Consider the following 22,856-nt stretch of genomic DNA (forward strand, 5'->3'; position numbering starts at 1 on the left):
GATTTCTAAGCATCAGATGGAGTTAAAACTCCATCTGATGCCAAGAATTCTGTTTATTCCATTTAATGCGAGGTGATACAATGTCAAGAAAAACATCAGTTGGAGGCCAGGCTGTGATAGAAGGTGTTATGATGAGGGGAAGTCATGGCATGGCTACTGCTGTTAGAAAACCAGATGGCGAGATTGTCGTAAATAGAGAGGACAGTATATCTTATACTAAAAGAAATAGATTTTTAGGACTGCCAGTGATAAGGGGATTTGTATCTTTAATAGAAGCTATGGTAATGGGGATAAGTACACTTAATTATTCTGCTTCATTTTTTGATGATGAAGAGGAGCCCACCAAGTTTGACAAGTGTTTTAGAAGCATATTTAAGGAAAAAAGTGATAATGTACTTATGGGAGTTACTATTTTTATATCACTTGGAATAGCTGTACTCTTGTTTTTTATATTTCCTACTTTTGCAGCAAATATATTTAAAAAGTTTGGAGTGCATGGAAGTGTACAGCTCAATATGATTGAAGGTATAATCAGGGTAATTATATTTTTAGGTTATATATTCCTAATAGGTAATATGTCTGATATAAGTAGAGTATTTCAGTACCATGGGGCAGAACACAAGACTATTTTCTGTTATGAAAATGAAGAGGAACTTACTCCTGAGAAAGCTAAAAAATTTAAAAGGCTTCATCCAAGGTGCGGCACAAATTTTTTGTTTTTAGTTATGATAGTGAGTATAATACTTTTTTCTTTAACTGGTTGGGGTAATATTTTGCAAAGAGTTTTATACAGGGTAATTCTATTGCCTTTGGTTTCTGGAATCACCTATGAAATTATAAGGTGGATGGGTAAAAGCAATAGTTATTTTTCAAAGGTGCTTGCCTATCCTGGACTCATGCTGCAAAAACTTACTACAAGAGAACCGGATTATAGCCAACTGGAAGTGGCAATTATAGCTCTAAAGTATGCAGAGGGAATTGAAAAAGAAAGAGAAGAAAGTAGATATAGTGAAAGCGGAGAGATAAAGAGGGTTGTGGAATTGGATAGCGATGGAAATGAAATTGTAAAAAACGAACACAATGAAGATTGTGAAGAAAACTTAATGAAAGCAGAGAATTCTTATGAAAACTAGAGGAAGTAGTATAAGAGAGCTTTTAATAAAAGGGTATGAAGTTTTAAAAAATAGAGAAATAGAAAGCTATGCTTTGGATGCACAACTCCTTTTGGGAAAAGTACTAAACAAGGACAGATTATTTATGCTTATAAACGGTGATTATGAAGTCCCAGAAAAAGAAACTGAAGAATACTATAAGTACTTAAAATTAAGAGAGGATAAAATGCCTGTAAAATATATATTAGGACATTGTGAATTTATGGGCATTGATTTTATAGTGAAACCTGGGGTGCTAATCCCTAGGCCTGATACTGAGACTTTAGTAGAGCAAGCATTGATTCAAATAAAGCATAATAATTTTCATAATATATGTGATGTATGTTGTGGAACAGGGATTATTGGAATATCTATTGCTAAACTTATAGAAGGTATAAATGTAAAATGCTGCGATATATCTTCTACAGCTTGTGAGGTTACGGCAGAAAATATAAGAAGATTTTCCTTAGAGGAAAAAGTTCAGGTAGTCAAGAGTAATTTGATGGAATATTATATTCAAAACGAGGTAAAATTTCATATGATTGTATCTAATCCGCCATATATAGAAGAAAGCAGTATACCTACTTTAATGGAAGATGTGAAAAACTATGAGCCTAGAGAAGCACTTTCTGGAGGCAAAGATGGATTAGAATTTTATAGAAAAATAACTAAAGAGAGTTTGAAGGTTTTAGAAAGCAATGGAATTATTATGTTTGAAATAGGTTATGACCAAAGAGAGTCAGTTTCAGACATATTAGCGCAAAACGGATTTAAAAATATAATGTGTATAAAAGATTTAGCAGGGAAAGATAGGGTGATTAAAGGAGTGTTATAAATAAAAATGTTATGATATAATAATATATTGTGAAAATATTTATACGGAGTGATAAAAATTATGTTAGAAAGACTTAATTTTATAGAAAATAAGTATGAAGAGTTATCTATTAAGATAAGTGACCCGCAAGTTATGGCAGACCAAAAAGAGTGGCAAAAGTTATGCAAAGAAAATGCAGAGCTAGAGGAAATAGTTACAAAATACAGAGAATATAAAAAAGCTCAGCAGGAGCTGGAAGACAACAAAGAAATGCTTAAGGAAGAAACAGATAGGGAAATGAAGGAAATGGAACAAGAAGAAATAAAAAGGCTTACAGAAGTTATAGAAGAAAGTGAAAATGATCTAAGAGTACTCCTTCTTCCTAAAGACCCAAATGATGATAAAAATGTATTTGTGGAAATTAGAGCAGGAGCAGGAGGAGAAGAAGCGGCTTTATTTGCTGCAAATCTCACTAGAATGTATACAAGATATGCAGAACGCCAGGCATGGAATATAGAGACTATGAGTATAAATGCCACAGATATAGGTGGATTTAAAGAAATTGTATTCATGGTAAAGGGAAAGGGAGCCTATAGCAGATTAAAGTATGAAAGTGGCACTCATAGAGTACAGAGGGTACCAGATACTGAGTCAAGTGGAAGAATTCACACTTCAACGGCTACAGTAGCAGTACTTCCCGAAGTTGATGATGTAGATGTAGTTATAAATCCAAATGATATAAGAATAGATGTATTTAGAGCGTCAGGCCATGGTGGACAATGTGTAAATACTACTGACTCAGCAGTTAGAATTACCCATTTACCTACAGGACTTGTAGTATCCTGTCAGGACGAAAAATCTCAACTTAAAAATAAGGAAAAAGGCATGAAAGTTTTGAAATCCAGACTTTATGAAAGGGCAGAGAAAGAAAGAAGTGCCAGCATAGCTGAGGATAGAAAAAGTCAGGTTGGAACAGGAGATAGAAGTGAAAGAATAAGGACTTATAACTATCCACAGGGTAGAGTTACAGATCATAGAATAGGATTAACTTTATATAAATTAGATTCATTTTTAGATGGAAATATAGATGAAGTAATAGATGCACTTATAACTGCAGATCAGGCAGAAAAAATGAAGGAAATGGGAAACGATTGATAGTAAGTGTAATGAAAATGGGAGAGGAGTTGAAAAACCGTTAAGTGCTATCTAACGGGGAAGTATGAACATAGATAAAGCCATTAGAAAGCAAAAAAAATCTTACAAGATATTTATGCTGTCTATGTGCTTTATTTTTTGTGTAATGCCTACAGCTCTTATTTTAGCCAGAAAATTTAATATATTTTATATAATTTACTTAATAGTTTTAGAAGTGCTTATTTTTCTAGCTATTGTTATTAGAATCAATAATGAATTTTTAAAATTTAGTTATGATGGATATAAGTTAAAATTAAAAATGGGTATTAGAAGGGCTAAATTAAGTATAATATGTGACAAAATTGTTTTGGTACATGTAGAAAGTTATATTTCAAAGTACAGAGACAACCAAAATTTTAGAATAATTATTCTATCAACTTCCAAGTTTAGAAGTGATAGAATGATATTGGTACATAAAGAATTTTTGAAAAGGCATTCTTATGTAGCACATCAGTATAATAAAATGAAAATTTTGCATCCTGAAAATACCTTTTACTACACTATAATAAAAAGAGGGGAATTGAACAAATATCCTCTTTTAGACACTATTTATAAGAGTTGTGTTTATGCCCACTTTACTGAGGAAACCATTGAAAAAATAAAATATTATAGAGAAAACTCAGAAAATTATATTGATAATAAGAAAAAATAAAATGTATTCATATATTGAAGAGTCTTAAAATAAACATGATATATAAATAATAATATAAGGTGATTTTTTTGAATGCAAATATAACTTGTATAGTTATAATAGGAAGCATAGTGTCACTTGTAGGAACAATGATAGGGGCTTCCCTTGGCGTAATAGTGAGAGAACCTTCTAATAAGCTACTAGGTGCTATAATAGGATTTGCAGGTGGAATTATGCTGTCTGTAGTAGTATTTGACTTAATTCCTGAATCTATGAATAAATGGAATTTTGTTTTTACTATAATATTTGTAGTTTTAGGAGCTGGTCTTATTGCAATAATTGACTCTAAAGTAAACATAGGCAGCACCAACAAACATTTAAAAATTGCATTTATGGCTTCTTTGGGACTTATGATTCACAATTTTCCAGAAGGCATAATAATGGGATGTGGTTTTGCAGCAGGAGGAACCCTTGGAATAAAGATGAGCCTCATAATTGCAATTCATGACATACCGGAGGGAATTGCCGTGTCAGCACCACTTATGGCATCTAAGGTAAAAATTTCAAGGATACTTTTATATGCTTTTATTACAGCTTTTCCGACTGCCATAGGAACTTTTGCAGGTGTTTACATAGCTAATATTTCTAAAAATGTATTGGGAGCGTGTTTATCTGCTGCATCTGGAATAATGTTGTATGTGGTATGCGGAGAGATGATACCAGAATCCTCAAAACTATGGGATGGTATTACGAGTACACTTGGAACTTTATGCGGAATTGTTTTAGGGCTTGTAATAGTGCAGGTGTTTTAAATTCATATAATTTAAAATATGAATTATTGTTTTTAGGTATTTGAAAGAGAATAACAAGTCAAAGATACGACGGATATTTTTTGAAAATGCCTTAATGTAAAGGTGGAATGTTAGATGAACACAAAAGTGAAAATCGTAGATAAAGAAAACTTAGATAAGGGTATTGTTGAAGAAGCAGGAAAAGTCATAAAAAATGGTGGACTTGTGGCTTTCCCTACCGAAACTGTATATGGTCTTGGAGCAAATGCCCTCAATCCTGCTGCAGTAAAGAAAATATTTGCAGCTAAGGGAAGACCGCAGGATAATCCTTTGATTGTACATATATCTGATATAGAAGATATAAAAGAGCTGGTAGTTGATATCCCTGAAATAGCTAAGAAACTTATGAAGAAATTTTGGCCAGGTCCTATGACTATAATTCTTCCTAAATCACAAATCATACCAGATATCACCAGCGCATCTCTTCCAAGTATAGGGATTAGAATGCCATCTAATATAATAGCTAGAGAGCTAATAAGAACATCAAAAGTTCCAATTGCTGCACCTTCTGCAAATATATCTGGAAGACCTAGTCCTACGGATGTAGAAAGATGTATAGAAGATTTAAATGGAAAAGTTGATTTTATATTAGGCGGGGATATGTGTGAAGTTGGAGTAGAATCAACAATAATAGATTGTACTGTAACTCCTGCTTGTGTGCTTAGACCCGGAGGAATAACTCTAGAGGCATTAAAAGAGATAGATGATAATATATATATTGATCCTGCAGTGATGAAAAAGCCAGATAAAAATTTAAGACCTAAAGCTCCAGGAATGAAGTATAGGCACTATGCTCCAAAGGCACCCCTAAAAATAGTTAAGGGAGATTTAAAAAAAACTATTGAAAAAATTAACGAAATGGTGCAAAATTATATAGGTGAAAATAAAGTGGTAGGTATACTTGCTACGGATGAAACAAAAGATTTTTATAAAAATGGGCTAGTAATATCACTGGGAAGTAGAAATAATATGATTAGTGTATCTAAAAATTTATTTGAGACATTAAGAAGTTTTGATGACAAAAATGTAGATATTATAATAGCTGAAGCTTTTGATGAAAATGGAATAGGGACAGCTGTGATGAATAGATTAAATAAATCTGCTGGATTTGATATTATAATGGTGTAATTTTTAAAATGTGAAAGTTTAAACGCAGGATTTTTAGGAGGCTTTTTAATCTATGAAAAATATATTATTTGTTTGTACAGGTAATACCTGTAGAAGTTGTATGGCAGAGGCAATATTTAATTATTTGTGTGATATAGAACATATAAAAGCTATTTCAGCAGGAGTTGCAGTAGTAGAGGACAGCGTAACTTCTAAAAATTCTGCAGTGGTAGTCAAACAAAACATTAACTTGGATATAAGCAGTAGGAAAGCCGTTCAGATAAATGAAGATATGATAAAAAAATCAATGCTTGTTTTAACTATGACAGGTTATATAAGAGATATCATAAAGAAGAATTTTCCTGAATTTAAGAATAAGGTATATACTTTAAATGAATTTGTTTCTTTAGAGCAGGATATAACAGATCCTTTTGGAAAAGATATAGAAGAATACAGGTATACTTATAAACAATTAAAAAATGGTATTTTATTATTAATTAACAAATTAAAGGAAGATAGAGACATTAATTAGATGTTAGTATCTTCTTTTTTTGCGGAATTGCCTTTGAAAAATTGATTTAACTTAATAATATATGTCTTAAATAAAATATTATAACTTTGGAGGTATTTTTTATGAAAGTTGCTTTAGGCAGTGACCATGCTGGATTCCCTTTAAAAAAAGAAGTGATGGAGCACTTACAGGATAAGAATATAGAATTCAAAGATTTTGGAACTTTTTCAGAATCATCCTGTGATTATCCTGATTATGCATTAAAAGTTGGAGAAGAGGTTGCAAGTAAGAATTATGACTTTGGGATACTTATATGTGGAACAGGTATTGGTATAAGTATAGCTGCAAACAAAGTACCTGGTGTAAGGGCAGCACTTTGTAGTGATACTTTCAGTGCTCATGCGTGTAGAGAACATAATAATGCTAATATACTAACCATGGGACAGAGAGTTGTGGGGGTAGGACTTGCTATTGATATAGTTGATACTTTTCTATCTGCTAAATTTCAAGGAGACAGGCACCAAAGAAGGATAGATAAAATTACAGAAATAGAAAAAAAATATAGTAAATAAATGAATATTATATAATTAAAATTGATATTAGGCATTTTCAAAGAAATAACTAGTCAGTATGCTAGCATATTTGACTTGTTATTTTCTTTCAAATGCCTTATGAAATGAAAAATAGGAGGAATATATATGAGTAAAGTAACACAAATAACACATCCACTTATACTGCATAAATTAGCTTTAATAAGGGATAAGCATACAGGATCTAAGGATTTTAGAGAACTTGTCGAAGAGGTAGCCATGCTTATGGCATATGAAGTTACCAGAAATCTTCAAACAGAGGATGTAGAGATAGAGACACCTATATGTAAAACAACTTGTAAAATGCTTTCAGGTAAAAAAGTTGCTATAATACCTATACTAAGAGCAGGTCTTGGAATGGTAGGAGGAATGATAAAACTTATTCCTGCAGCAAAAGTAGGACATATAGGATTATATAGAGATGAAGCTACATTAAAACCAGTAGAATATTTCTGCAAGTTGCCACAGGATATAGGAGAAAGAGAAGTAATTGTTACAGATCCAATGCTTGCTACAGGAGGATCTGCATCCGATGCAATAACTATATTGAAGAAAAAAGGTGCTAAGAATATAAGACTTATGTGTTTAATAGCTGCACCAGAGGGAATAAAAACAGTAACAGAAATTCATCCAGATGTAGATGTATACATAGCATCAATTGATGAAAAATTAAATGAAAATGGATATATAGTACCAGGACTAGGAGATGCTGGAGACAGGTTATACGGAACAAAATAATACCACTAAGCGTAGGAGTGAGTTCACTTATAATTTAAGTGAACTCTTTACTTTAGGATTAAAATCTTTGTCGATTGTTTTAAAACTTTGATTAATAGTTTATAATATAGGTTGTAATAATTATATATCAAGGAGATATTTATTATGAGAAAAGATTGGGATAATTATTTTATAGATATCGCATTTAAAGTTGCGGAAAGAAGCACATGCCCTAGGCTGCATGTAGGGGCAGTCCTTGTTAAAAACAGAAGGATAAAGGGAACTGGATATAATGGAAGTCCCAGAGGCTTAGAGCATTGTGAGGATGCAGGGTGTTACATGAAGAATAATCATTGTGTAAGAACAATTCATGCAGAAGTAAACTGTCTACTAGAGGTAGCTCCTGATGATAGAGAAAGTTCAACGTTATATGTTACCCATATGCCTTGTCCTGAATGTCAAAAATTAATAATTACCTGTGGAATTAAAAGAGTTGTATATTGTAAGGAGTATACTCCAGAAATTAATTGGTTTGAAAAAACATCGAAAATCGAATTAATATGCATAAAGAGATGAGAATAACAGAATGTGTAGAAAACATAAGATGTGATTAAGGAAGGTTATTATGAATAATTTGTATTTATTTGCAATAGTTTCAATAATATTTTCAGTTATACTTACACCCTTCATTAAAAAGCTCGCCATTAAACTAGATATTATGGATGTGCCTAAGGATAATAGAAGAATACATAATAAGCCTATACCACTTATAGGTGGATTGGCCATATACTTTTCGTTTATAATTACTCTATTTTTGAAAACGGGTAAACTTACAGAATCTGAAACGGGACTTATACTAGGAGCTACTATTATAGTAATAGGAGGGCTTTTAGATGATAAGTTTGATATAAAGCCTTGGTGTAAACTATTGTTTCAATTAGGAGCAGCAGGGGTTTTGATAATTTATGGGATAAAAATAGAAATAATTACAAATCCGTTTGATGGAGCATACCAGTTTATAAATATAGGAGTAATATCCATTCCTCTAACTATAATATGGGTAATTGGAATTACTAATGCACTCAATTTAATTGATGGTTTAGATGGGTTGGCGGCAGGTATTGCATTTATATCTTCTATAACTATTTTTATTATAGCATTGTTGAATAATAGATATGAGGCAGCGGTGCTTACTAGTATATTATCTGGAGCTATACTTGGATTTTTACCTTACAATTTTAATCCGGCATCTATATTTATGGGAGATACTGGGGCACAGTTGCTTGGCTTTTTACTTGCAGCCATATCTATGGAGGGTGCAATAAAATCTGCTGCAGCTTTTTCTGTAGCTGTACCTATTTTAGCACTTGGAATACCAATATATGATACTTTATTTGCAATGATAAGAAGAAAAATAAATGGAAGACCTATTATGCAAGCAGATAGAGGCCATTTGCATCATAGACTTCTTGATATGGGGCTTACACAAAAACAGGTTGTTATGATAATGTATAGCATAAGTGCAGTGTTGGGGAGTATTTCTGTAATAGCCATGGAGATAAATGCACAAAGATCATACTTCCTTCTAATAATAGTTATGGTTATTTTGGTTCTTATGGCCTGGAAGGCTGGATTTTTTAAACATAGAGAGTAAAAAAGGAGGTTTTTAATATGAACAAAATTAAATGTGTTACTATATTTGGCACAAGACCAGAAGCAATAAAAATGGCTCCTTTAGTTAAGGAACTTGAGAAGAGAAAAGAAATAGATAATAAAATATGTGTTACTGCTCAACATAGGGAGATGCTTGATCAGGTTTTACAGCTTTTTAATATTGTTCCCGATTTTGATTTAAATATAATGAAAACTAAACAGACATTGACAGGTATAACTAATAGAGTACTTCAGGGACTTGAGGAAATATTTGAAGATGAAAAACCTGATTTAGTACTTGTTCATGGAGATACGACTACTACTTTTGCAGGAGCATTAGCTGCTTTCTATAAAAAAATAAAGGTTGGGCATGTAGAAGCAGGACTTAGAACTTACGATAAGTATTTCCCATTTCCAGAAGAAATGAATAGAAAGCTTACAGGTGCTATAGCTGACCTTCATTTTGCACCAACCACTGGATCAAAGTCCAATTTGTTAAAAGAAGGTGTGTCTGAAAATCAAATATTTGTAACTGGAAATACAGTAATTGATGCTATGAGGTTTACAGTAGAGAAGGATTATAAATTTAGTAATGATGAATTAAATACCATAGATTATGATAATAAAAAAGTTATAATGGTAACTGCTCATAGGCGAGAAAATTGGGGAAAGGGTATCGAGAATATTTGTAATGCATTAAAAAGGATTATAGATGAAAATAAAGATACAGAAATTGTTTATCTGGTACACTTGAATCCTGTAGTAAAGGATATGGTATATAAAATACTTGGAAATGTTTCTAGGGTTCATTTACTGCCTCCACTAGATACTAAGGAAACACACAATTTAATGAATAAATGTTTTATGGTTATGACTGATTCTGGTGGACTTCAGGAGGAAGCACCCCATCTTGGAAAGCCTGTATTGGTGCTTAGAAATGTGACTGAAAGACCAGAGGCTGTAGAGGCAGGCACAGTAAGACTCGTGGGAACGGATGAAGAAAAAATAATAAAGTTAGCAAATGAGCTTATAAGAAATCCTAAGGAATATGATGTAATGAGTAAAGCTATAAATCCTTATGGAGATGGCAAGGCAGCTTATAGAATAACAGAAGCTATTTTACAATATTTTGATTTAGCAAAAGGTACATATAGTGAGTTTAAATCAAATTAAAAAGTTATAATTTTGAATTTTCATCCAGAATATTTATCCTTTTTAAAGGAAATGAGTATACATATTTATCATAATTGTACAGACAATATATTAATATATGATGTTAAAATGTCAATATATTGTTAAAAAGTAGTGTATTTTTTCCTATTTTCATTATTTGTACTATAATATTATATTGAGTGTATTGTATATTTAAAAAATATTTGGTACAATTAATTAGTTAAATAAATTCTAAATTGTAAATTATCAGAATCCTTATTAAGGAAATACATAGATTTAATGAGAAATCATAAAAAAGTGTAATATAGACTGGCTAAAGTTGAGTAAAAATGGAGAAATTAAGACTTTTAGGTTGTATCTTTTTATCTTTTTAAGGTATATAATCTTAGTTATATCGGGGGAACTTGATGAATAGACATATTTTGGACATGGTAAAGAAAGTAAAAGTTATGGATTATTTATATTATTAGGTGTTTCCATAGCAATATTTAATTTTTTATAAATAGTATTGTAGGTGTCCTCATATCAGAAAGACTTAGAAATTCATCAGCATCTTTGTATATAATAAGTTTTATTATACGAGTTGTAATGGCAGCAGGAATAGGATATTGGGTATTTAAGCACAAAAAATATAATAGGTTTCCAATAAAGTAATGGAGGAAATGAAAGTGCAAAATGATCTTCGATGTATGTTCAAGAAAGTTTTGATTTTTGATGTAGTAATAGGAATAACTTTAGTTATTGTAACTCAATGGTTGTTTAGAAACTATTCATTAGTAGTATTGCTTGGACTGGGTATAGCTTTTATAAATTTTATAGCAAACGGAATAATAACAGAATATGCACTTTTAAATAAAACTATAAAATATAAAATTATAGCTTTTATAAGTTTCATAGCTAGAGTAGTAATAGTGTGTGTTATAGCATTAGTACTTTTTAAGATTAATAAATTTAATATGGTTGCTTATATGTTAGGATATAGTTTACAGTTTATATCTTTAACGTTATATGGAATAATATAACAGACAAATAAATTATGGGAGGGAAGTGATTATTTGGAGAAATTTGTGCCTTTATTTTACCTAAATTTGTTTGGATATAAATTTGGGGTTACCTCAAGTTTGCTTATTCAGTGGGTAATAATTGTAATACTAACTATACTGGCTATTGTATTCACAAGAGACTTGAAGAAGATTCCTAACAAAAAGCAAAATGTTGTAGAAATACTGGTAGAAACTTTTAATAAGCTTGTAAAAGAAAATATGGGAGAGGGATATGCTGCTTATGTTCCATACATAGGTACACTTGCAATGTTCCTTTTACTTATGAACTTAGCAGGTTTAGTAGGTTTAAAACCACCAACGCTTGACCTTAGTGTAGTTGCGGGTCTAGCATTAATAACCTTTGTTCTTGTGCAAGCAAATGGTATTATAAAGATAGGTTTAGGTCATTATTTCTCAGCTTATTTTCAACCTTATGCGGCAATGTTGCCTTTAAATCTTATTGAAAGATTTATGTTACCTGTATCTCTAACATTGAGGTTATTTGGTAATATGACTGCAGCTGTTGTTATAATGGATATGGTTTATAATGCATTAGGTAATATAGCTTGGGTAGCACAACTTGGTATTCCAGTACCACTCCATGCATATTTTGATGTATTTGATGGTACAATTCAAATGGTTATATTTATGATGTTAACGATGATTAACATTAAAATTACAGCAGAACATTAATATTTAATTATCAATAAGATGTAAAATAAAATATAATTATTTTAATACTTATTTAAGGAGGTTTTTTATTATGAATTTAGATGCACATTCATTTATATCAGGTATGGCAGCAATAGGTGCAGGTTTAGCTGCTATAGGTTGTTTAGGAGGAGGTATTGGAACAGGTAATGCTGCAGGTAAAGCAGTTGAAGGTGTTTCAAGACAGCCAGAAGCAAGTGGTAAAATCATAAGCACAATGGTCGTTGGTGCTGCATTCTCAGAAGCAACATCAATATACGCATTATTAGTTGCATTATTACTAATATTTACTAAATAGTGCATAGCATATTATTAAAATCTATGCCTGAAGGGAGGCTTTTATAATAGGATGGAGATACATGTTTCTCAAATTATTGCTACTATTATAAACTTTCTAATACTATATTTTATTCTTAGACATTTTCTATTTAAACCAGTAAATGATACTATTGATAAAAGGCAAAATGAAATAGTAACTAAGATAAATAAAACAGAAGAAGATATGAAAAAAGCAGAAGAATTAAGAATAGAAAATAAAAATAAATTAAGTTTAGCAAAACAAGAGGGAAAAAATATAGTAGAAGATTATAAAGTAAAAGCTGGAAAAGTTTCCTCAGATATACTAAAAGAGGCTCATGAAGAAGCTCAGACTATAGTTAAGAGAGCAAAAGTCGAAGCTGAAAGAGAAAAAGAAAAAGCAGCAGATGAAATAAAAGGTCAGGTTATAGATTTGGCTGTTTTAGTATCTTCAAGGGCTTTAGAAGGATCTATAGATGAAGAACAACATAGGAGACTTATTAAGGATTTTATAGCTAAGGTAGGTATCTAACTATGTATGAGTATTTAGATAGGAGATACGCTCTCGCACTTTATAAAATTGCAGAAGAAAAAGGTAAAGTAGAGCAGTATTTAGATGAATTAAGGAAAGTAGTAGCTCTAATAAATAAAGATGACGACTTTATAGAAATAATAAAACACCCACAAGTCAGTAATTCAAGTAAAAAGAAGATTTTTATTGATGTTTTTAAAGGGAAGATAGATGAAGACGTATTATCTTTTTTATTAGTCCTTATAGAAAAAGGCAGGATTCTTGAACTTGAAGGTAAACTTAAACAAATGGAGAAGATTTATCTTGAAAAAAATAAAACTGCTATAGCTAAGGTTAAAACAGTTATATCTTTGGAAGATAAAGAAAAAGAAGATCTTGTTCATAAACTAGAAAAAAAGTATGATAAAAAGATTTTATTACAAGAAGAAATAGATCCAAGTATAATAGGTGGAGTATGTATTGAAGTAGACGGTGAAGTTATTGATGGTAGTATAAGATCAAAACTTTCTGAAATGAAAAAAATAATGCTTAAGGGAGAACAGAGGTGAGCCTATGAACATAAAACCTGAAGAAATAACTTCAATTATAAAAGATGAAATACAGAAATATGAAAAGAAAATAGAAACAGTTGATTCAGGTACAATAATTCAAATCGGTGATGGTATTGCTAGAGTTTATGGCCTTAATCAATGTATGGCAAATGAACTCTTAGAGTTTCCAAATGATGTTTATGGTATGGCTTTAAACCTTGAACAGGATAATGTAGGTTGTGTTCTTTTGGGTTCCCAGAAGGGAATAAAAGAAGGAGATACAGTTAAAAGAACAGGTAGAGTTGTAGAAGTACCAGTAGGTGAAGCTATTGTTGGAAGAGTTGTAAATTCGCTTGGACAGCCTATTGATGGAAAAGGTCCTATAAAGACATCAGAAACTAGGCCTGTAGATCTTGTAGCTCCAGGAGTTATAACAAGACAGTCAGTTAAACAACCACTGCAAACTGGGTTAAAGGCTATAGATTCAATGATACCAATTGGGAAAGGACAAAGGGAATTAATAATAGGAGACAGGCAAACAGGTAAGACTGCCATTGCCATGGATACTATAATAAATCAAAAAGGAAAAGATGTAATATGCATATATGTAGCTATAGGTCAGAAACAGTCTACTGTAGCTCATATAGTAAATGACTTGACAGAAACAGGTGCTATGGACTATACCATAATAGTATCTGCATCAGCATCTGAGTCAGCACCACTTCAGTATATTGCTCCCTATGCAGGATGTTCCATGGGTGAATATTTTATGAATAAGGGAAAAGATGTACTTATAGTGTATGATGATTTATCTAAGCATGCGGTTGCCTATAGAGAAATGTCATTATTACTCCGTAGACCGCCAGGAAGAGAAGCATATCCTGGGGATGTATTCTATTTGCATTCAAGATTACTTGAAAGAGCTGCAAAGCTTTCTGATAAGTTAGGTGGAGGCTCACTTACAGCACTTCCTATAATAGAAACTATGGCAGGAGATGTTACTGCATATATACCAACAAATGTTATTTCTATAACAGATGGTCAGATATTCCTTGAATCAGAGCTTTTCTATGCAGGACAAAGACCAGCTATAAATGCAGGTATATCTGTATCCAGAGTTGGTGGTAATGCACAAATTAAGGCAATGAAGCAGGTAGCAGGTACCCTTAGATTGGATTTAGCCCAGTATAGAGAACTTGCATCATTTGCTCAATTTGGATCAGACCTTGATAAAGAGTCTATGAAAAGGCTTGAAAAAGGTAAGAGATTAACAGAAATATTAAAACAACCTCAATACAAACCAATGCCTGTAGAAAATCAGGTAATGATACTGTTTGCAGCTGGTAGAGAGTATATAATGGATGTACCGGTTGAAAAAGTTGTAGAATTTGAAGGAGAATTCCTTGATTATATGAATACTCATCATAAAGAAATAGGTGAGGAAATAAGAAATAAAAAAATTATATCCGATGAATTAAGTGATAAACTTGGAAATGCTATAGAGGAATTCAAAAAAATATTTTTAGCAGAGGCATAGTTTCTTCTGCGGGAGGTGAAATATGGCAGGGGCAGGACTTGTTACAATAAAAAGAAGAATTAGATCAATAACCAGTACTCAAAAAATAACAAATGCCATGGGACTCATTGCCACCTCTAAACTTAGAAAAGTTAGAAAAAAGCTTGAGGCAAATAATAAATATTGTGAACTATTTAGTTCCCTTATGAATGAATTTGTTTTAGGAGCAGAGGGAAGAAACATTTATATACATGGTAATAAAAGCAATAAGAAACTCTACATAGCTTTAAATTCAGATACAGGATTATGCGGAGGCTTTAATGGCAGTGTAGTAAATGAAGCAGATGCTGCAATGTCAAAAAATAAAGAAAATTGCCTTTTGATATCTGTGGGACAAAAAGGAAGAACGTATTTTAAAAGGCTTAAGTATAGTACAGAAGCAGAATATGTGGATATTTCGGATGTTCCTACTATAAATGAAGCAAATACCATAGTATATAAGGCTCTAGACCTTTATAGAAGTGGCGAGGTTGGAGAAGTTAATATAGTATATACTAAGTTTATTTCAACAGTTAGACAAAAAGTAGTTGTTGAAAAATTACTTCCATTGGAAGCTGAGAAAAAAGAAAAAACAAATTATCTTGTTAAATTTGAACCGTCAATAGATGAAATGATGGATGAAGTAGTACTTTTACACTTAAAGCAAAAAGTACTTAACTGTATGATAAATTCAAAAGTAAGTGAACAGGCTTCCAGAATGACAGCAATGGATGGGGCAACTAAAAATGCAAATGATTTACTGGATAAATTGAATCTTAAATACAATAGAGAGAGACAATCTGCTATTACACAGGAAATAACTGAAATAGTTGGAGGAGCAGAAGCTCTTAAGTAAGGAGGGACATTGATGCCAAATATAGGCAAAGTTGTTCAGGTTATAGGACCTGTAGTAGATATAAAGTTTGATACAGAAAACCTTCCTAATATATATAATGCCATAGATATAAAATCAGGTGATAAAAAAATTATTACAGAAGTTGCACAACATTTGGGTGATGATGTAGTAAGAACTATATCCATGGAGAGTACGGATGGATTAATGAGAGGTATGGATGCAGAAGATACAGGATCTCCTATATCTGTACCTGTAGGTGAGCCAGTTTTAGGAAGACTTTTTAATATGCTAGGACAGCCAATTGATGAAAATGGAGAAGTAAAGGCAGAACAATACTATCCTATTCATAGACAGGCGCCAAGTTTTGAAGATCAATCTGTTAAGCCTGAAATGTTTGAAACTGGTATTAAAGTTATAGATCTTCTTGCACCATACCAAAGAGGCGGAAAGATAGGACTGTTTGGTGGAGCTGGTGTTGGTAAAACAGTTCTTATACAGGAACTTATAAACAATATAGCAAAAGAACACGGTGGATTATCAGTATTTACAGGTGTTGGAGAAAGAACAAGAGAAGGAAATGACCTATATTATGAAATGCAGGAATCAGGAGTTATAAAGAAGACTGCTTTGGTATTTGGTCAGATGAATGAGCCACCTGGAGCAAGAATGAGAGTTGCACTTACAGGACTTACTATGGCAGAATATTTTAGAGATAAAGGTCAGGATGTACTTTTATTTATAGATAATATATTCAGATTTACTCAGGCAGGATCCGAAGTTTCAGCGTTACTTGGTAGAATACCTAGTGCTGTTGGTTACCAGCCAACTCTTGCAACTGAAATGGGTGCTCTTCAAGAAAGAATAACATCCACAAAACAGGGGTCTATTACATCTGTTCAGGCAGTATATGTTCCAGCAGATGACTTGACTGACCCGGCACCATCTACGACATTTACGCATCTTGATGCAACTACAGTTCTTTCTAGATCTATATCAGAAATTGGTATATATCCTGCTGTTGATCCACTGGCATCCACTTCAAGAATATTGGATCCAAGGATTGTAGGAGAGGATCATTATAAAGTAGCATCAGATGTTAAACATATACTTGAAAGATACAGTGAACTTCAAGATATTATAGCAATACTTGGTGTAGATGAGCTTTCAGAAGATGATAGATTAGTAGTTATTAGAGCTAGAAGAATTCAAAGATTTTTATCACAACCATTTTCTGTTGCAGAACAATTTACAGGATATCAGGGTAAATATGTTCAAATAAAGGAAACTATAAGAGGTTTTAAAGAAATTCTTGAAGGTAAATATGATGATTTGCCAGAAACTGCTTTCTTATTTAAAGGAAGTATAGATGAAGTGGTTGAAGCAGCTAAAAATATGGGAAAAAATTAAAGTGATTTATTAAGCAAAATTGGTTTGAGAGAATTTTGTTTAATGTAAATTTTAAAGGAGATTAATATGTCAGAAGTTTTAAAATTAACTATCCTTACTCCCGATAGAGAATTCTATGAAGGAGAAGTAGTAGAAGTAATAACGGAAAGTATTCAAGGCGACATAGCAATTCTTCCAGACCATATGCCTTTAGTTACCACTTTAAAACCTGCAGATACCGAAATCGTTCAAAAAGATGGCAAAAAATTAAAGGCATTTACATCAACCGGAGTACTGGAAGTAATAAATAATGAGCTAAAAATTTTATGTGATTCTTGTGAATGGCCAGATGAAATAGACATAGATAGAGCAAAAGCTGCTAAAGATAGAGCTGAAAAAAGATTATCTAGTCAGAAAGACGGAGTCGATGTAAAAAGAGCAGAAATGGCATTGGCTAGGGCACTGGCGAGAATTAATCTGAAATAATGGAGCTTTTGATAATTTGCTGTATTTTAATTCAAGATAAAAAAGTACTACCTAAAATCATTAAAATAATGATTTTGGATAGTGCTTTTTTTATATCTAAAAATATTCACATTTTGTTATTTAAATTTATATACTAATATAGGTCCCTCCTATGGAATCTTTATTTTTTGAAATACTAATAGTCAGTTTTCTAATACAAAGAAAAAAGACTATCAAATAAAATTTAGCAGCTTAAACTAAGTAGGAATCTATTGAATATTAAAAGGAAAAGTTGTCCATAATTTTTAAAGAGAAATAGAAGGGGGTGAAAATGTCCTGCTTAATTTTGTGCAGAACTAAATATATATGAAAAAACTAAAGATGTTAAGCTGTTTATTGGTTCTTGTATTTTCTTTTCAATATTATGTTTGTGCTTCAGGAGATAATTTGGGTGTAAGATCTACCTTATTCCAAAAATCCGTTTCTAATGTAAAGGAAACAGATATGTTTAAAAACATATTAGAAAAGACTAACAGTACCCCAGTGGAGTGTGGAATTATGGCTACTTTTAATACTTCTAGTGGTAAGGAAAAGGTTGTAGATGAAATATTTAAGGTATTAATGAGATATAGTGAGTGTAACAAAAAAGTGTGGAGAAATAATAAAATTTATTGTATAGAATTTAATGGATATTATGCAGAGGGCTATGTAGAGGGTGTAGAAAATGAAAATTATAATATCATTACAGTTAACATTACAAGAAAATCCACTCAGTATAAATTACAGGATTTGAAAAGTATGGTAGATAGATCTCTAGGTGATAGAAAAGAAAAGTGTAAGTATTTTGAATATGTAAAGGCAAAAACTCAGAAACAAGACGTGAGTAGTGTGAATAGTGAAGTTAAAAACATTTTAAAATGCTATGGTACATCTGACATTAAAACTATAGCTTTAGAGGAAGGATACAGTTCTACTGCGTATACCCATAAGTATGAGCCAATACAAAGTGTCACAGGTTTAATAGATTTTAACTATGCTGTTGTAAAATATGATACGGGCACTTATATAATTATGGGAACTCCAGAAATAATGGTGACATATTAGGAATCATATAATATGGATGTTTTTGTTAAATGTAACTTATAAGGCGGTACAAAAATTAAGTAACATATTAGCAATTATAGAATGGAGGAACATTATGAGTAAAATAGTAGTTAAGGGAGGAAATAAACTGCATGGGGAAGTAAATATCAGTACTGCTAAAAATTCTGTATTGCCTATTATAGCAGCTTGTATTTTAAGTGAAGATAAATGTGTAATAGAAAAGGTACCAATGCTTGAAGATGTTTTTGTAATAAGTGACATATTGAGGAGCATATCTGCAGATATAAATATAGACAAAGATACAAATAAAGTCATAATAGATACATCTAATATAAAAGATTGCAATCCATGCAGCGAATTAGTAAAAAAAATGAGGGCATCATTTTTAATAATGGGTCCTATGATAGCTAGGTTTGGAAAGTTCAGATTATGTCTTCCAGGGGGATGTAATATTGGAACTAGACCTATAGATCTTCACTTGAAGGGCTTAAGTGCCTTGGGAGCAGAGGTGAATGTAGGTCATGGATATGTAGAAGCAAGTGCTAAGAAATTGATAGGGGATAAAATATATCTAGATTTTCCTTCAGTGGGGGCTACAGAAAATATAATGATGGCATCAGTAATGGCAGAAGGAGAAACTATAATAGAGAATGCAGCAGAAGAACCCGAAATAAGGGATCTGGCAAAATTTTTAAATAGCATGGGGGCAAATATTATTGGTGCAGGGTCAGGTACTATTAGAATATTAGGAGTAAAAAGTTTAAAGGGAAGTACTCATAGACCAATATTTGATAGGATAGAATCTGGTACTTTTATGGTGGCAGCTGCTATAACTAGAAGCAAGATTAAAATAAATGGTGCTAATGAAGAATACTTAAAACCTATAATCGCCAAGTTAACTGAAGTTGGAGTTCATATAAGCTCACAAGGAAGTAGCTTGATTGTAGATGGAAGAGATGAATTAAGACCAGTAGATATTAAAACTATGCCTTATCCTGGCTTTCCAACTGATATGCAGTCACAGATGACAGGACTTTTATGTACTGTTATGGGTACAAGTATAATAACAGAAACTATTTTTGAAAATAGATTTATGCACGTAGCAGAGATGAAAAGGATGGGAGCAAACATAAAGATAGATGGAAGAAGCGCAGTTATAGAAGGTGTAAAAAAACTTACTGGAGCAGAAGTTAAAGCAACGGACTTAAGAGCTGGTGCAAGCCTTATACTTTGTGGGTTAGTAGCAGAAGGTGAAACAGAAATTGCAGATATATACCATGTAGATAGAGGCTATGTAGATATTGAAAAAAAATTAAAAGCACTAGGAGCTGATATTGAGAGGATAAATGAATAATACTCCTATTATATATATTATTAGACAAAGAGAAGATTAGAACAAAATTTTTTCTTTGTTTTTTTATTGGAATATTTTATAAGATGCGGCAATAAAAATATAATATTGTAGTTTAAAATATATATAAGGCATTTTCAAAGAAATGACTTGTTACTTTCTTTCAAACGCCTAACAGGAGAAAAATATGAAGGGTGATATATTAGACTTTTTAAAAAAATTTATTATTTTAGTGTTTATGGGTACATTATTTGTAATTGTACTCTCCTTATTTATGGTGGGAATGGGAAACCAAAAATATGATAACTTACCTCAATTCCTAATAAAGTCAAAAAATATAATACTAAAGAAACAGGATACCAAGTCAGAAAAAATAAAGGTGTACATAACTAAAGAAAATACAGTAAAAGAAATGGATTTAGAGCAATATGTAACAGGAGTAGTAGCTGCTGAAATGCCTGCCGAATTTTCAGAAGAAGCGCTTAAAGCACAGGCTGTGGCGTCTAGAACTTTTGCAGTTGCACATATGGAGGTGTATGGAGGCAAAAAATATAAGAGCAATACAGGTGCAGATGTATGTGATACAGTCAAGTGCCAGGTATTTGTTAATAAAGAAGATAGGATGAAAAACTGGCCTAAGAGTGAGGGGGATAAGTATTGGAGCAAAATTGTAGATGCAGTACAAGCTACTTCAGGACAGGTGCTGACTTACAAAAATAAATTGGTGATGGAGCCCTACTATTTTGCAGTAAGTGCAGGAAAAACTGAAAATTCAGAAGATGTATTTGGAGAAGCAGAGGGATATTTAAAGAGCGTAGAAAGTCCAGGAGAAGAAAGTGCACGAAAATATAAAACTTCAGTGAAAATGTCATACGTAGATTTTATAAATAAGGTAAACTCAAATTATGCTAATTCAGGGTTATCTTCAGAAAACTTACCCAACCAGATAGGTATAAAAAGTAAAAATGAAAGTGGTTCTGTAAAAGAAATTAAACTTGGTGATGTTACTATATCTGGTACGAAATTTAGAACTATTATGGGATTGAATTCGGCAAACTTTAGTATAGATTTTAAAGATGGTGTGTATATTCAATGCATTGGATATGGACATGGAGTTGGAATGAGCCAGTGGGGAGCTAATTATATGGGCAAAAATGGCCAAAACTACAAAAATATATTGTCTCATTATTATGAAGGAACTAGTCTAGAAAATGTAAACTTATTTAAAAAATAATAATTATATCAGCTAATTGTATGTTACTAGAATACATTAAATAAATATTAAGTAAAAAAGAGGAAAATTTCCTCTTTTTTTTGTAAAAAAATTTCATAAAATATGTATTTTTTTCTATTCTCTGGACAAACTACAAAAAGGAGGTGTTATTATGAACAAAAAATCTTTTAACAAAGCATTCAACTTTTTAAAAAAGGAGAGCTTTTATGTAATACTGTTTATATGTTTATGCATTGCAGTAACAGCGGCAGTAATAACAGCAAGAAATAATAAAAATCAAAGTGCACAGCTTCAAAAAAGTCAGGCTGTAGAGCAGAAAAAAATTAGGGAAACAGCAAAGGCAAATGAAAAGCCTTCTTCCAATTATAACAATGCTCTTCAAGTAAAAAAGGATAACAAGGTAAAATCCAATGTATCTAATAATGAAGCATCGAAGGGAGTATCTAACCCAGTAAGCACTTCCTTTCAAAAGCCAGTAGAGGGTAATATTGCAAGAGGTTATTCAGAAAATCCAGTATATTGGGATTCTACAGCAACTTATAGACCAAACTTAGGATATGATATACAAACTCCACTTGGCAAACCCGTGTTCGCAGCTATGGATGGAAAGGTAGAATCAGTAAATACAGCAACACAGGATGGAGTAGAAGTCATTATAGATCATCAAAATGGATTAAAAACAGTTTATTCTAACCTAGATCCAAGTGTGAAAGTTAGTGCAGGTCAAACTATAAAAAAAGGAGCAGTTATTGGAGTAGTTGGCAAAAGCACATTGAGATCAGCTTATGAAAAATACGGAGATCACTTACACTTTGCTGTTTTGAAAGGAAAAGAATTTGTTGACCCAGGTAAATATATAAAATACTAATATTTGGCCATTTCTTAGAATTTTATGGAGAAATGGCCCATACACAATGAATTTTAAAATATTAACCAGCATATTTATAAATATATAGGAACAAATAATTAGCAGAGATTATTTAGTTTAATGATAAATACGAGTAAATACGTTTATGGATATATAATGTAAAGTTTCATCATCAATTGTTGATTGTAAAACGGTAGCTGTAAAAAGGAGTTGAATAAAATTGAAAGATTATATTGAAGAAAGGGTTTTGGAAGTTGCCAAATATATAATAGGATCTAAAGCCACAATAAGGAAAACGGCTAAGGTTTTTGGAGTAAGTAAAAGTACTATACACAAGGATATGACAGAAAGATTACCTAAAATAAATCCTCAAATTGCTCAGGAAGCTAAGAGTATATTAGATTATAATAAGGCAGAGAGACATATAAGAGGTGGTAAGGCTACTAAAATGAAATATAAAGCTATTGAAGGCTAAAAACATTCCTATTATAATTAGAATATGATATGATAATAAAGGTAAATAAATTTACCT

The 22,856-nt window shown here is 31.8% G+C and carries 26 protein-coding genes; all 26 read left to right on the forward strand.

Translation table 11 applies throughout. The features are described from left to right. Positions 1-80 precede the first annotated feature (80 nt). The 26 genes from B5S50_RS11965 (at position 81) to spoIIID (ending at position 22,799) form a co-directional block, all read left to right on the forward strand. Positions 81-1,133 (forward strand): DUF1385 domain-containing protein, encoded by a 1,053-nt coding sequence (locus B5S50_RS11965; protein WP_065078958.1) that lies wholly within the window; start codon positions 81-83, stop codon positions 1,131-1,133. Then, the gene (gene prmC, locus B5S50_RS11970; RefSeq protein ID WP_217301906.1) at positions 1,123-1,986 is read left to right on the forward strand and encodes a peptide chain release factor N(5)-glutamine methyltransferase; all 864 of its coding nucleotides are present in this window, start codon (positions 1,123-1,125) and stop codon (positions 1,984-1,986) included. Before B5S50_RS11965 ends, prmC begins: the two co-directional genes overlap by 11 nt. A gap of 60 nt (positions 1,987-2,046) precedes the next feature. Further along, positions 2,047-3,120, forward strand: coding sequence for a peptide chain release factor 1 (prfA, locus tag B5S50_RS11975; RefSeq protein ID WP_065078960.1), 1,074 nt, complete (start codon positions 2,047-2,049; stop codon positions 3,118-3,120). Between the two features lie 64 nt (positions 3,121-3,184). Next, a complete protein-coding gene (locus tag B5S50_RS11980) occupies positions 3,185-3,811 on the forward strand; it encodes a hypothetical protein (protein WP_065078961.1) in 627 nt (208 codons plus the stop codon). 68 nt (positions 3,812-3,879) lie between these two features. Next, entirely contained in the window at positions 3,880-4,602 is a 723-nt protein-coding gene (locus B5S50_RS11985; protein ID WP_065078962.1) for a ZIP family metal transporter, read from the forward strand. A gap of 114 nt (positions 4,603-4,716) precedes the next feature. Beyond that, a complete protein-coding gene (locus tag B5S50_RS11990) occupies positions 4,717-5,769 on the forward strand; it encodes an L-threonylcarbamoyladenylate synthase (protein WP_065078963.1) in 1,053 nt (350 codons plus the stop codon). Positions 5,770-5,821: 52 nt separating this feature from the next. Further along, positions 5,822-6,280, forward strand: a complete 459-nt coding sequence (locus B5S50_RS11995) for a low molecular weight protein arginine phosphatase (RefSeq protein WP_065078964.1) — start codon at positions 5,822-5,824, stop codon at positions 6,278-6,280. A gap of 101 nt (positions 6,281-6,381) precedes the next feature. Then, positions 6,382-6,831: a ribose 5-phosphate isomerase B gene (rpiB, locus tag B5S50_RS12000; protein ID WP_065078965.1), complete on the forward strand. Its 450-nt coding sequence runs from the start codon at positions 6,382-6,384 to the stop codon at positions 6,829-6,831. Positions 6,832-6,957: 126 nt separating this feature from the next. Beyond that, positions 6,958-7,587, forward strand: coding sequence for a uracil phosphoribosyltransferase (upp, locus tag B5S50_RS12005; RefSeq protein ID WP_063601747.1), 630 nt, complete (start codon positions 6,958-6,960; stop codon positions 7,585-7,587). 144 nt (positions 7,588-7,731) lie between these two features. After that, positions 7,732-8,142 (forward strand): cytidine/deoxycytidylate deaminase family protein, encoded by a 411-nt coding sequence (locus B5S50_RS12010; RefSeq protein ID WP_217301907.1) that lies wholly within the window; start codon positions 7,732-7,734, stop codon positions 8,140-8,142. A 49-nt stretch (positions 8,143-8,191) separates the two neighbouring features. Then, positions 8,192-9,220, forward strand: coding sequence for an MraY family glycosyltransferase (locus B5S50_RS12015; protein ID WP_217301908.1), 1,029 nt, complete (start codon positions 8,192-8,194; stop codon positions 9,218-9,220). Between the two features lie 17 nt (positions 9,221-9,237). After that, entirely contained in the window at positions 9,238-10,392 is a 1,155-nt protein-coding gene (wecB, locus tag B5S50_RS12020) for a non-hydrolyzing UDP-N-acetylglucosamine 2-epimerase (RefSeq protein ID WP_065078968.1), read from the forward strand. A 668-nt stretch (positions 10,393-11,060) separates the two neighbouring features. Then, positions 11,061-11,414, forward strand: coding sequence for a hypothetical protein (locus B5S50_RS12025; protein WP_063555559.1), 354 nt, complete (start codon positions 11,061-11,063; stop codon positions 11,412-11,414). Between the two features lie 33 nt (positions 11,415-11,447). Continuing rightward, entirely contained in the window at positions 11,448-12,128 is a 681-nt protein-coding gene (locus B5S50_RS12030) for a F0F1 ATP synthase subunit A (RefSeq protein ID WP_063555560.1), read from the forward strand. A 70-nt stretch (positions 12,129-12,198) separates the two neighbouring features. After that, on the forward strand, positions 12,199-12,444 hold the full coding sequence (atpE, locus tag B5S50_RS12035; RefSeq protein ID WP_063555561.1) for an ATP synthase F0 subunit C: 246 nt from the start codon (positions 12,199-12,201) through the stop codon (positions 12,442-12,444). 51 nt (positions 12,445-12,495) lie between these two features. After that, entirely contained in the window at positions 12,496-12,975 is a 480-nt protein-coding gene (locus tag B5S50_RS12040; RefSeq protein WP_063555562.1) for a F0F1 ATP synthase subunit B, read from the forward strand. Between the two features lie 2 nt (positions 12,976-12,977). Then, the gene (locus B5S50_RS12045) at positions 12,978-13,523 is read left to right on the forward strand and encodes a F0F1 ATP synthase subunit delta (protein WP_063555563.1); all 546 of its coding nucleotides are present in this window, start codon (positions 12,978-12,980) and stop codon (positions 13,521-13,523) included. Positions 13,524-13,527: 4 nt separating this feature from the next. Beyond that, the gene (gene atpA, locus B5S50_RS12050) at positions 13,528-15,042 is read left to right on the forward strand and encodes a F0F1 ATP synthase subunit alpha (RefSeq protein ID WP_063555564.1); all 1,515 of its coding nucleotides are present in this window, start codon (positions 13,528-13,530) and stop codon (positions 15,040-15,042) included. A 22-nt stretch (positions 15,043-15,064) separates the two neighbouring features. Next, positions 15,065-15,916, forward strand: a complete 852-nt coding sequence (gene atpG, locus B5S50_RS12055) for an ATP synthase F1 subunit gamma (RefSeq protein ID WP_063555565.1) — start codon at positions 15,065-15,067, stop codon at positions 15,914-15,916. A gap of 12 nt (positions 15,917-15,928) precedes the next feature. After that, a complete protein-coding gene (atpD, locus tag B5S50_RS12060; RefSeq protein WP_013236933.1) occupies positions 15,929-17,323 on the forward strand; it encodes a F0F1 ATP synthase subunit beta in 1,395 nt (464 codons plus the stop codon). A 66-nt stretch (positions 17,324-17,389) separates the two neighbouring features. Continuing rightward, positions 17,390-17,788 carry a F0F1 ATP synthase subunit epsilon gene (locus B5S50_RS12065; protein WP_065078970.1) on the forward strand — a complete coding sequence of 133 codons (399 nt, stop codon included), beginning with the start codon at positions 17,390-17,392 and terminating at the stop codon, positions 17,786-17,788. 345 nt (positions 17,789-18,133) lie between these two features. Further along, positions 18,134-18,871, forward strand: a complete 738-nt coding sequence (locus tag B5S50_RS12070) for a hypothetical protein (RefSeq protein WP_065078971.1) — start codon at positions 18,134-18,136, stop codon at positions 18,869-18,871. 94 nt (positions 18,872-18,965) lie between these two features. Beyond that, on the forward strand, positions 18,966-20,225 hold the full coding sequence (gene murA, locus B5S50_RS12075; protein ID WP_217301909.1) for a UDP-N-acetylglucosamine 1-carboxyvinyltransferase: 1,260 nt from the start codon (positions 18,966-18,968) through the stop codon (positions 20,223-20,225). Between the two features lie 184 nt (positions 20,226-20,409). Then, on the forward strand, positions 20,410-21,456 hold the full coding sequence (gene spoIID, locus B5S50_RS12080) for a stage II sporulation protein D (protein WP_065078973.1): 1,047 nt from the start codon (positions 20,410-20,412) through the stop codon (positions 21,454-21,456). Between the two features lie 151 nt (positions 21,457-21,607). Next, positions 21,608-22,324 carry a M23 family metallopeptidase gene (locus B5S50_RS12085; protein WP_217301910.1) on the forward strand — a complete coding sequence of 239 codons (717 nt, stop codon included), beginning with the start codon at positions 21,608-21,610 and terminating at the stop codon, positions 22,322-22,324. A gap of 220 nt (positions 22,325-22,544) precedes the next feature. Beyond that, positions 22,545-22,799: a sporulation transcriptional regulator SpoIIID gene (spoIIID, locus tag B5S50_RS12090; RefSeq protein WP_013236939.1), complete on the forward strand. Its 255-nt coding sequence runs from the start codon at positions 22,545-22,547 to the stop codon at positions 22,797-22,799. Positions 22,800-22,856: the final 57 nt, after the last annotated feature.

Origin of the sequence: Clostridium sp. 001 (assembly GCF_019056555.1) — a bacterium.
Classification (GTDB): domain Bacteria; phylum Bacillota; class Clostridia; order Clostridiales; family Clostridiaceae; genus Clostridium_B; species Clostridium_B ragsdalei.

Excerpts from the sequence above, each read along its gene's own strand:
- B5S50_RS11965 (WP_065078958.1), top strand. The coding sequence starts at position 81 with ATGTCAAGAAAAACATCAGTTGGAGGCCAGGCTGTGATAGAAGGTGTT.
- prmC (WP_217301906.1), top strand. The coding sequence starts at position 1,123 with ATGAAAACTAGAGGAAGTAGTATAAGAGAGCTTTTAATAAAAGGGTAT.
- prfA (WP_065078960.1), top strand. The coding sequence starts at position 2,047 with ATGTTAGAAAGACTTAATTTTATAGAAAATAAGTATGAAGAGTTATCT.
- B5S50_RS11980 (WP_065078961.1), top strand. The coding sequence starts at position 3,185 with ATGAACATAGATAAAGCCATTAGAAAGCAAAAAAAATCTTACAAGATA.
- B5S50_RS11990 (WP_065078963.1), top strand. The coding sequence starts at position 4,717 with ATGAACACAAAAGTGAAAATCGTAGATAAAGAAAACTTAGATAAGGGT.
- B5S50_RS11995 (WP_065078964.1), top strand. The coding sequence starts at position 5,822 with ATGAAAAATATATTATTTGTTTGTACAGGTAATACCTGTAGAAGTTGT.
- rpiB (WP_065078965.1), top strand. The coding sequence starts at position 6,382 with ATGAAAGTTGCTTTAGGCAGTGACCATGCTGGATTCCCTTTAAAAAAA.
- upp (WP_063601747.1), top strand. The coding sequence starts at position 6,958 with ATGAGTAAAGTAACACAAATAACACATCCACTTATACTGCATAAATTA.
- B5S50_RS12010 (WP_217301907.1), top strand. The coding sequence starts at position 7,732 with ATGAGAAAAGATTGGGATAATTATTTTATAGATATCGCATTTAAAGTT.
- B5S50_RS12015 (WP_217301908.1), top strand. The coding sequence starts at position 8,192 with ATGAATAATTTGTATTTATTTGCAATAGTTTCAATAATATTTTCAGTT.
- wecB (WP_065078968.1), top strand. The coding sequence starts at position 9,238 with ATGAACAAAATTAAATGTGTTACTATATTTGGCACAAGACCAGAAGCA.
- atpE (WP_063555561.1), top strand. The coding sequence starts at position 12,199 with ATGAATTTAGATGCACATTCATTTATATCAGGTATGGCAGCAATAGGT.
- B5S50_RS12040 (WP_063555562.1), top strand. The coding sequence starts at position 12,496 with ATGGAGATACATGTTTCTCAAATTATTGCTACTATTATAAACTTTCTA.
- B5S50_RS12045 (WP_063555563.1), top strand. The coding sequence starts at position 12,978 with ATGTATGAGTATTTAGATAGGAGATACGCTCTCGCACTTTATAAAATT.
- atpA (WP_063555564.1), top strand. The coding sequence starts at position 13,528 with ATGAACATAAAACCTGAAGAAATAACTTCAATTATAAAAGATGAAATA.
- atpG (WP_063555565.1), top strand. The coding sequence starts at position 15,065 with ATGGCAGGGGCAGGACTTGTTACAATAAAAAGAAGAATTAGATCAATA.
- atpD (WP_013236933.1), top strand. The coding sequence starts at position 15,929 with ATGCCAAATATAGGCAAAGTTGTTCAGGTTATAGGACCTGTAGTAGAT.
- B5S50_RS12065 (WP_065078970.1), top strand. The coding sequence starts at position 17,390 with ATGTCAGAAGTTTTAAAATTAACTATCCTTACTCCCGATAGAGAATTC.
- B5S50_RS12070 (WP_065078971.1), top strand. The coding sequence starts at position 18,134 with ATGAAAAAACTAAAGATGTTAAGCTGTTTATTGGTTCTTGTATTTTCT.
- murA (WP_217301909.1), top strand. The coding sequence starts at position 18,966 with ATGAGTAAAATAGTAGTTAAGGGAGGAAATAAACTGCATGGGGAAGTA.
- spoIID (WP_065078973.1), top strand. The coding sequence starts at position 20,410 with ATGAAGGGTGATATATTAGACTTTTTAAAAAAATTTATTATTTTAGTG.
- B5S50_RS12085 (WP_217301910.1), top strand. The coding sequence starts at position 21,608 with ATGAACAAAAAATCTTTTAACAAAGCATTCAACTTTTTAAAAAAGGAG.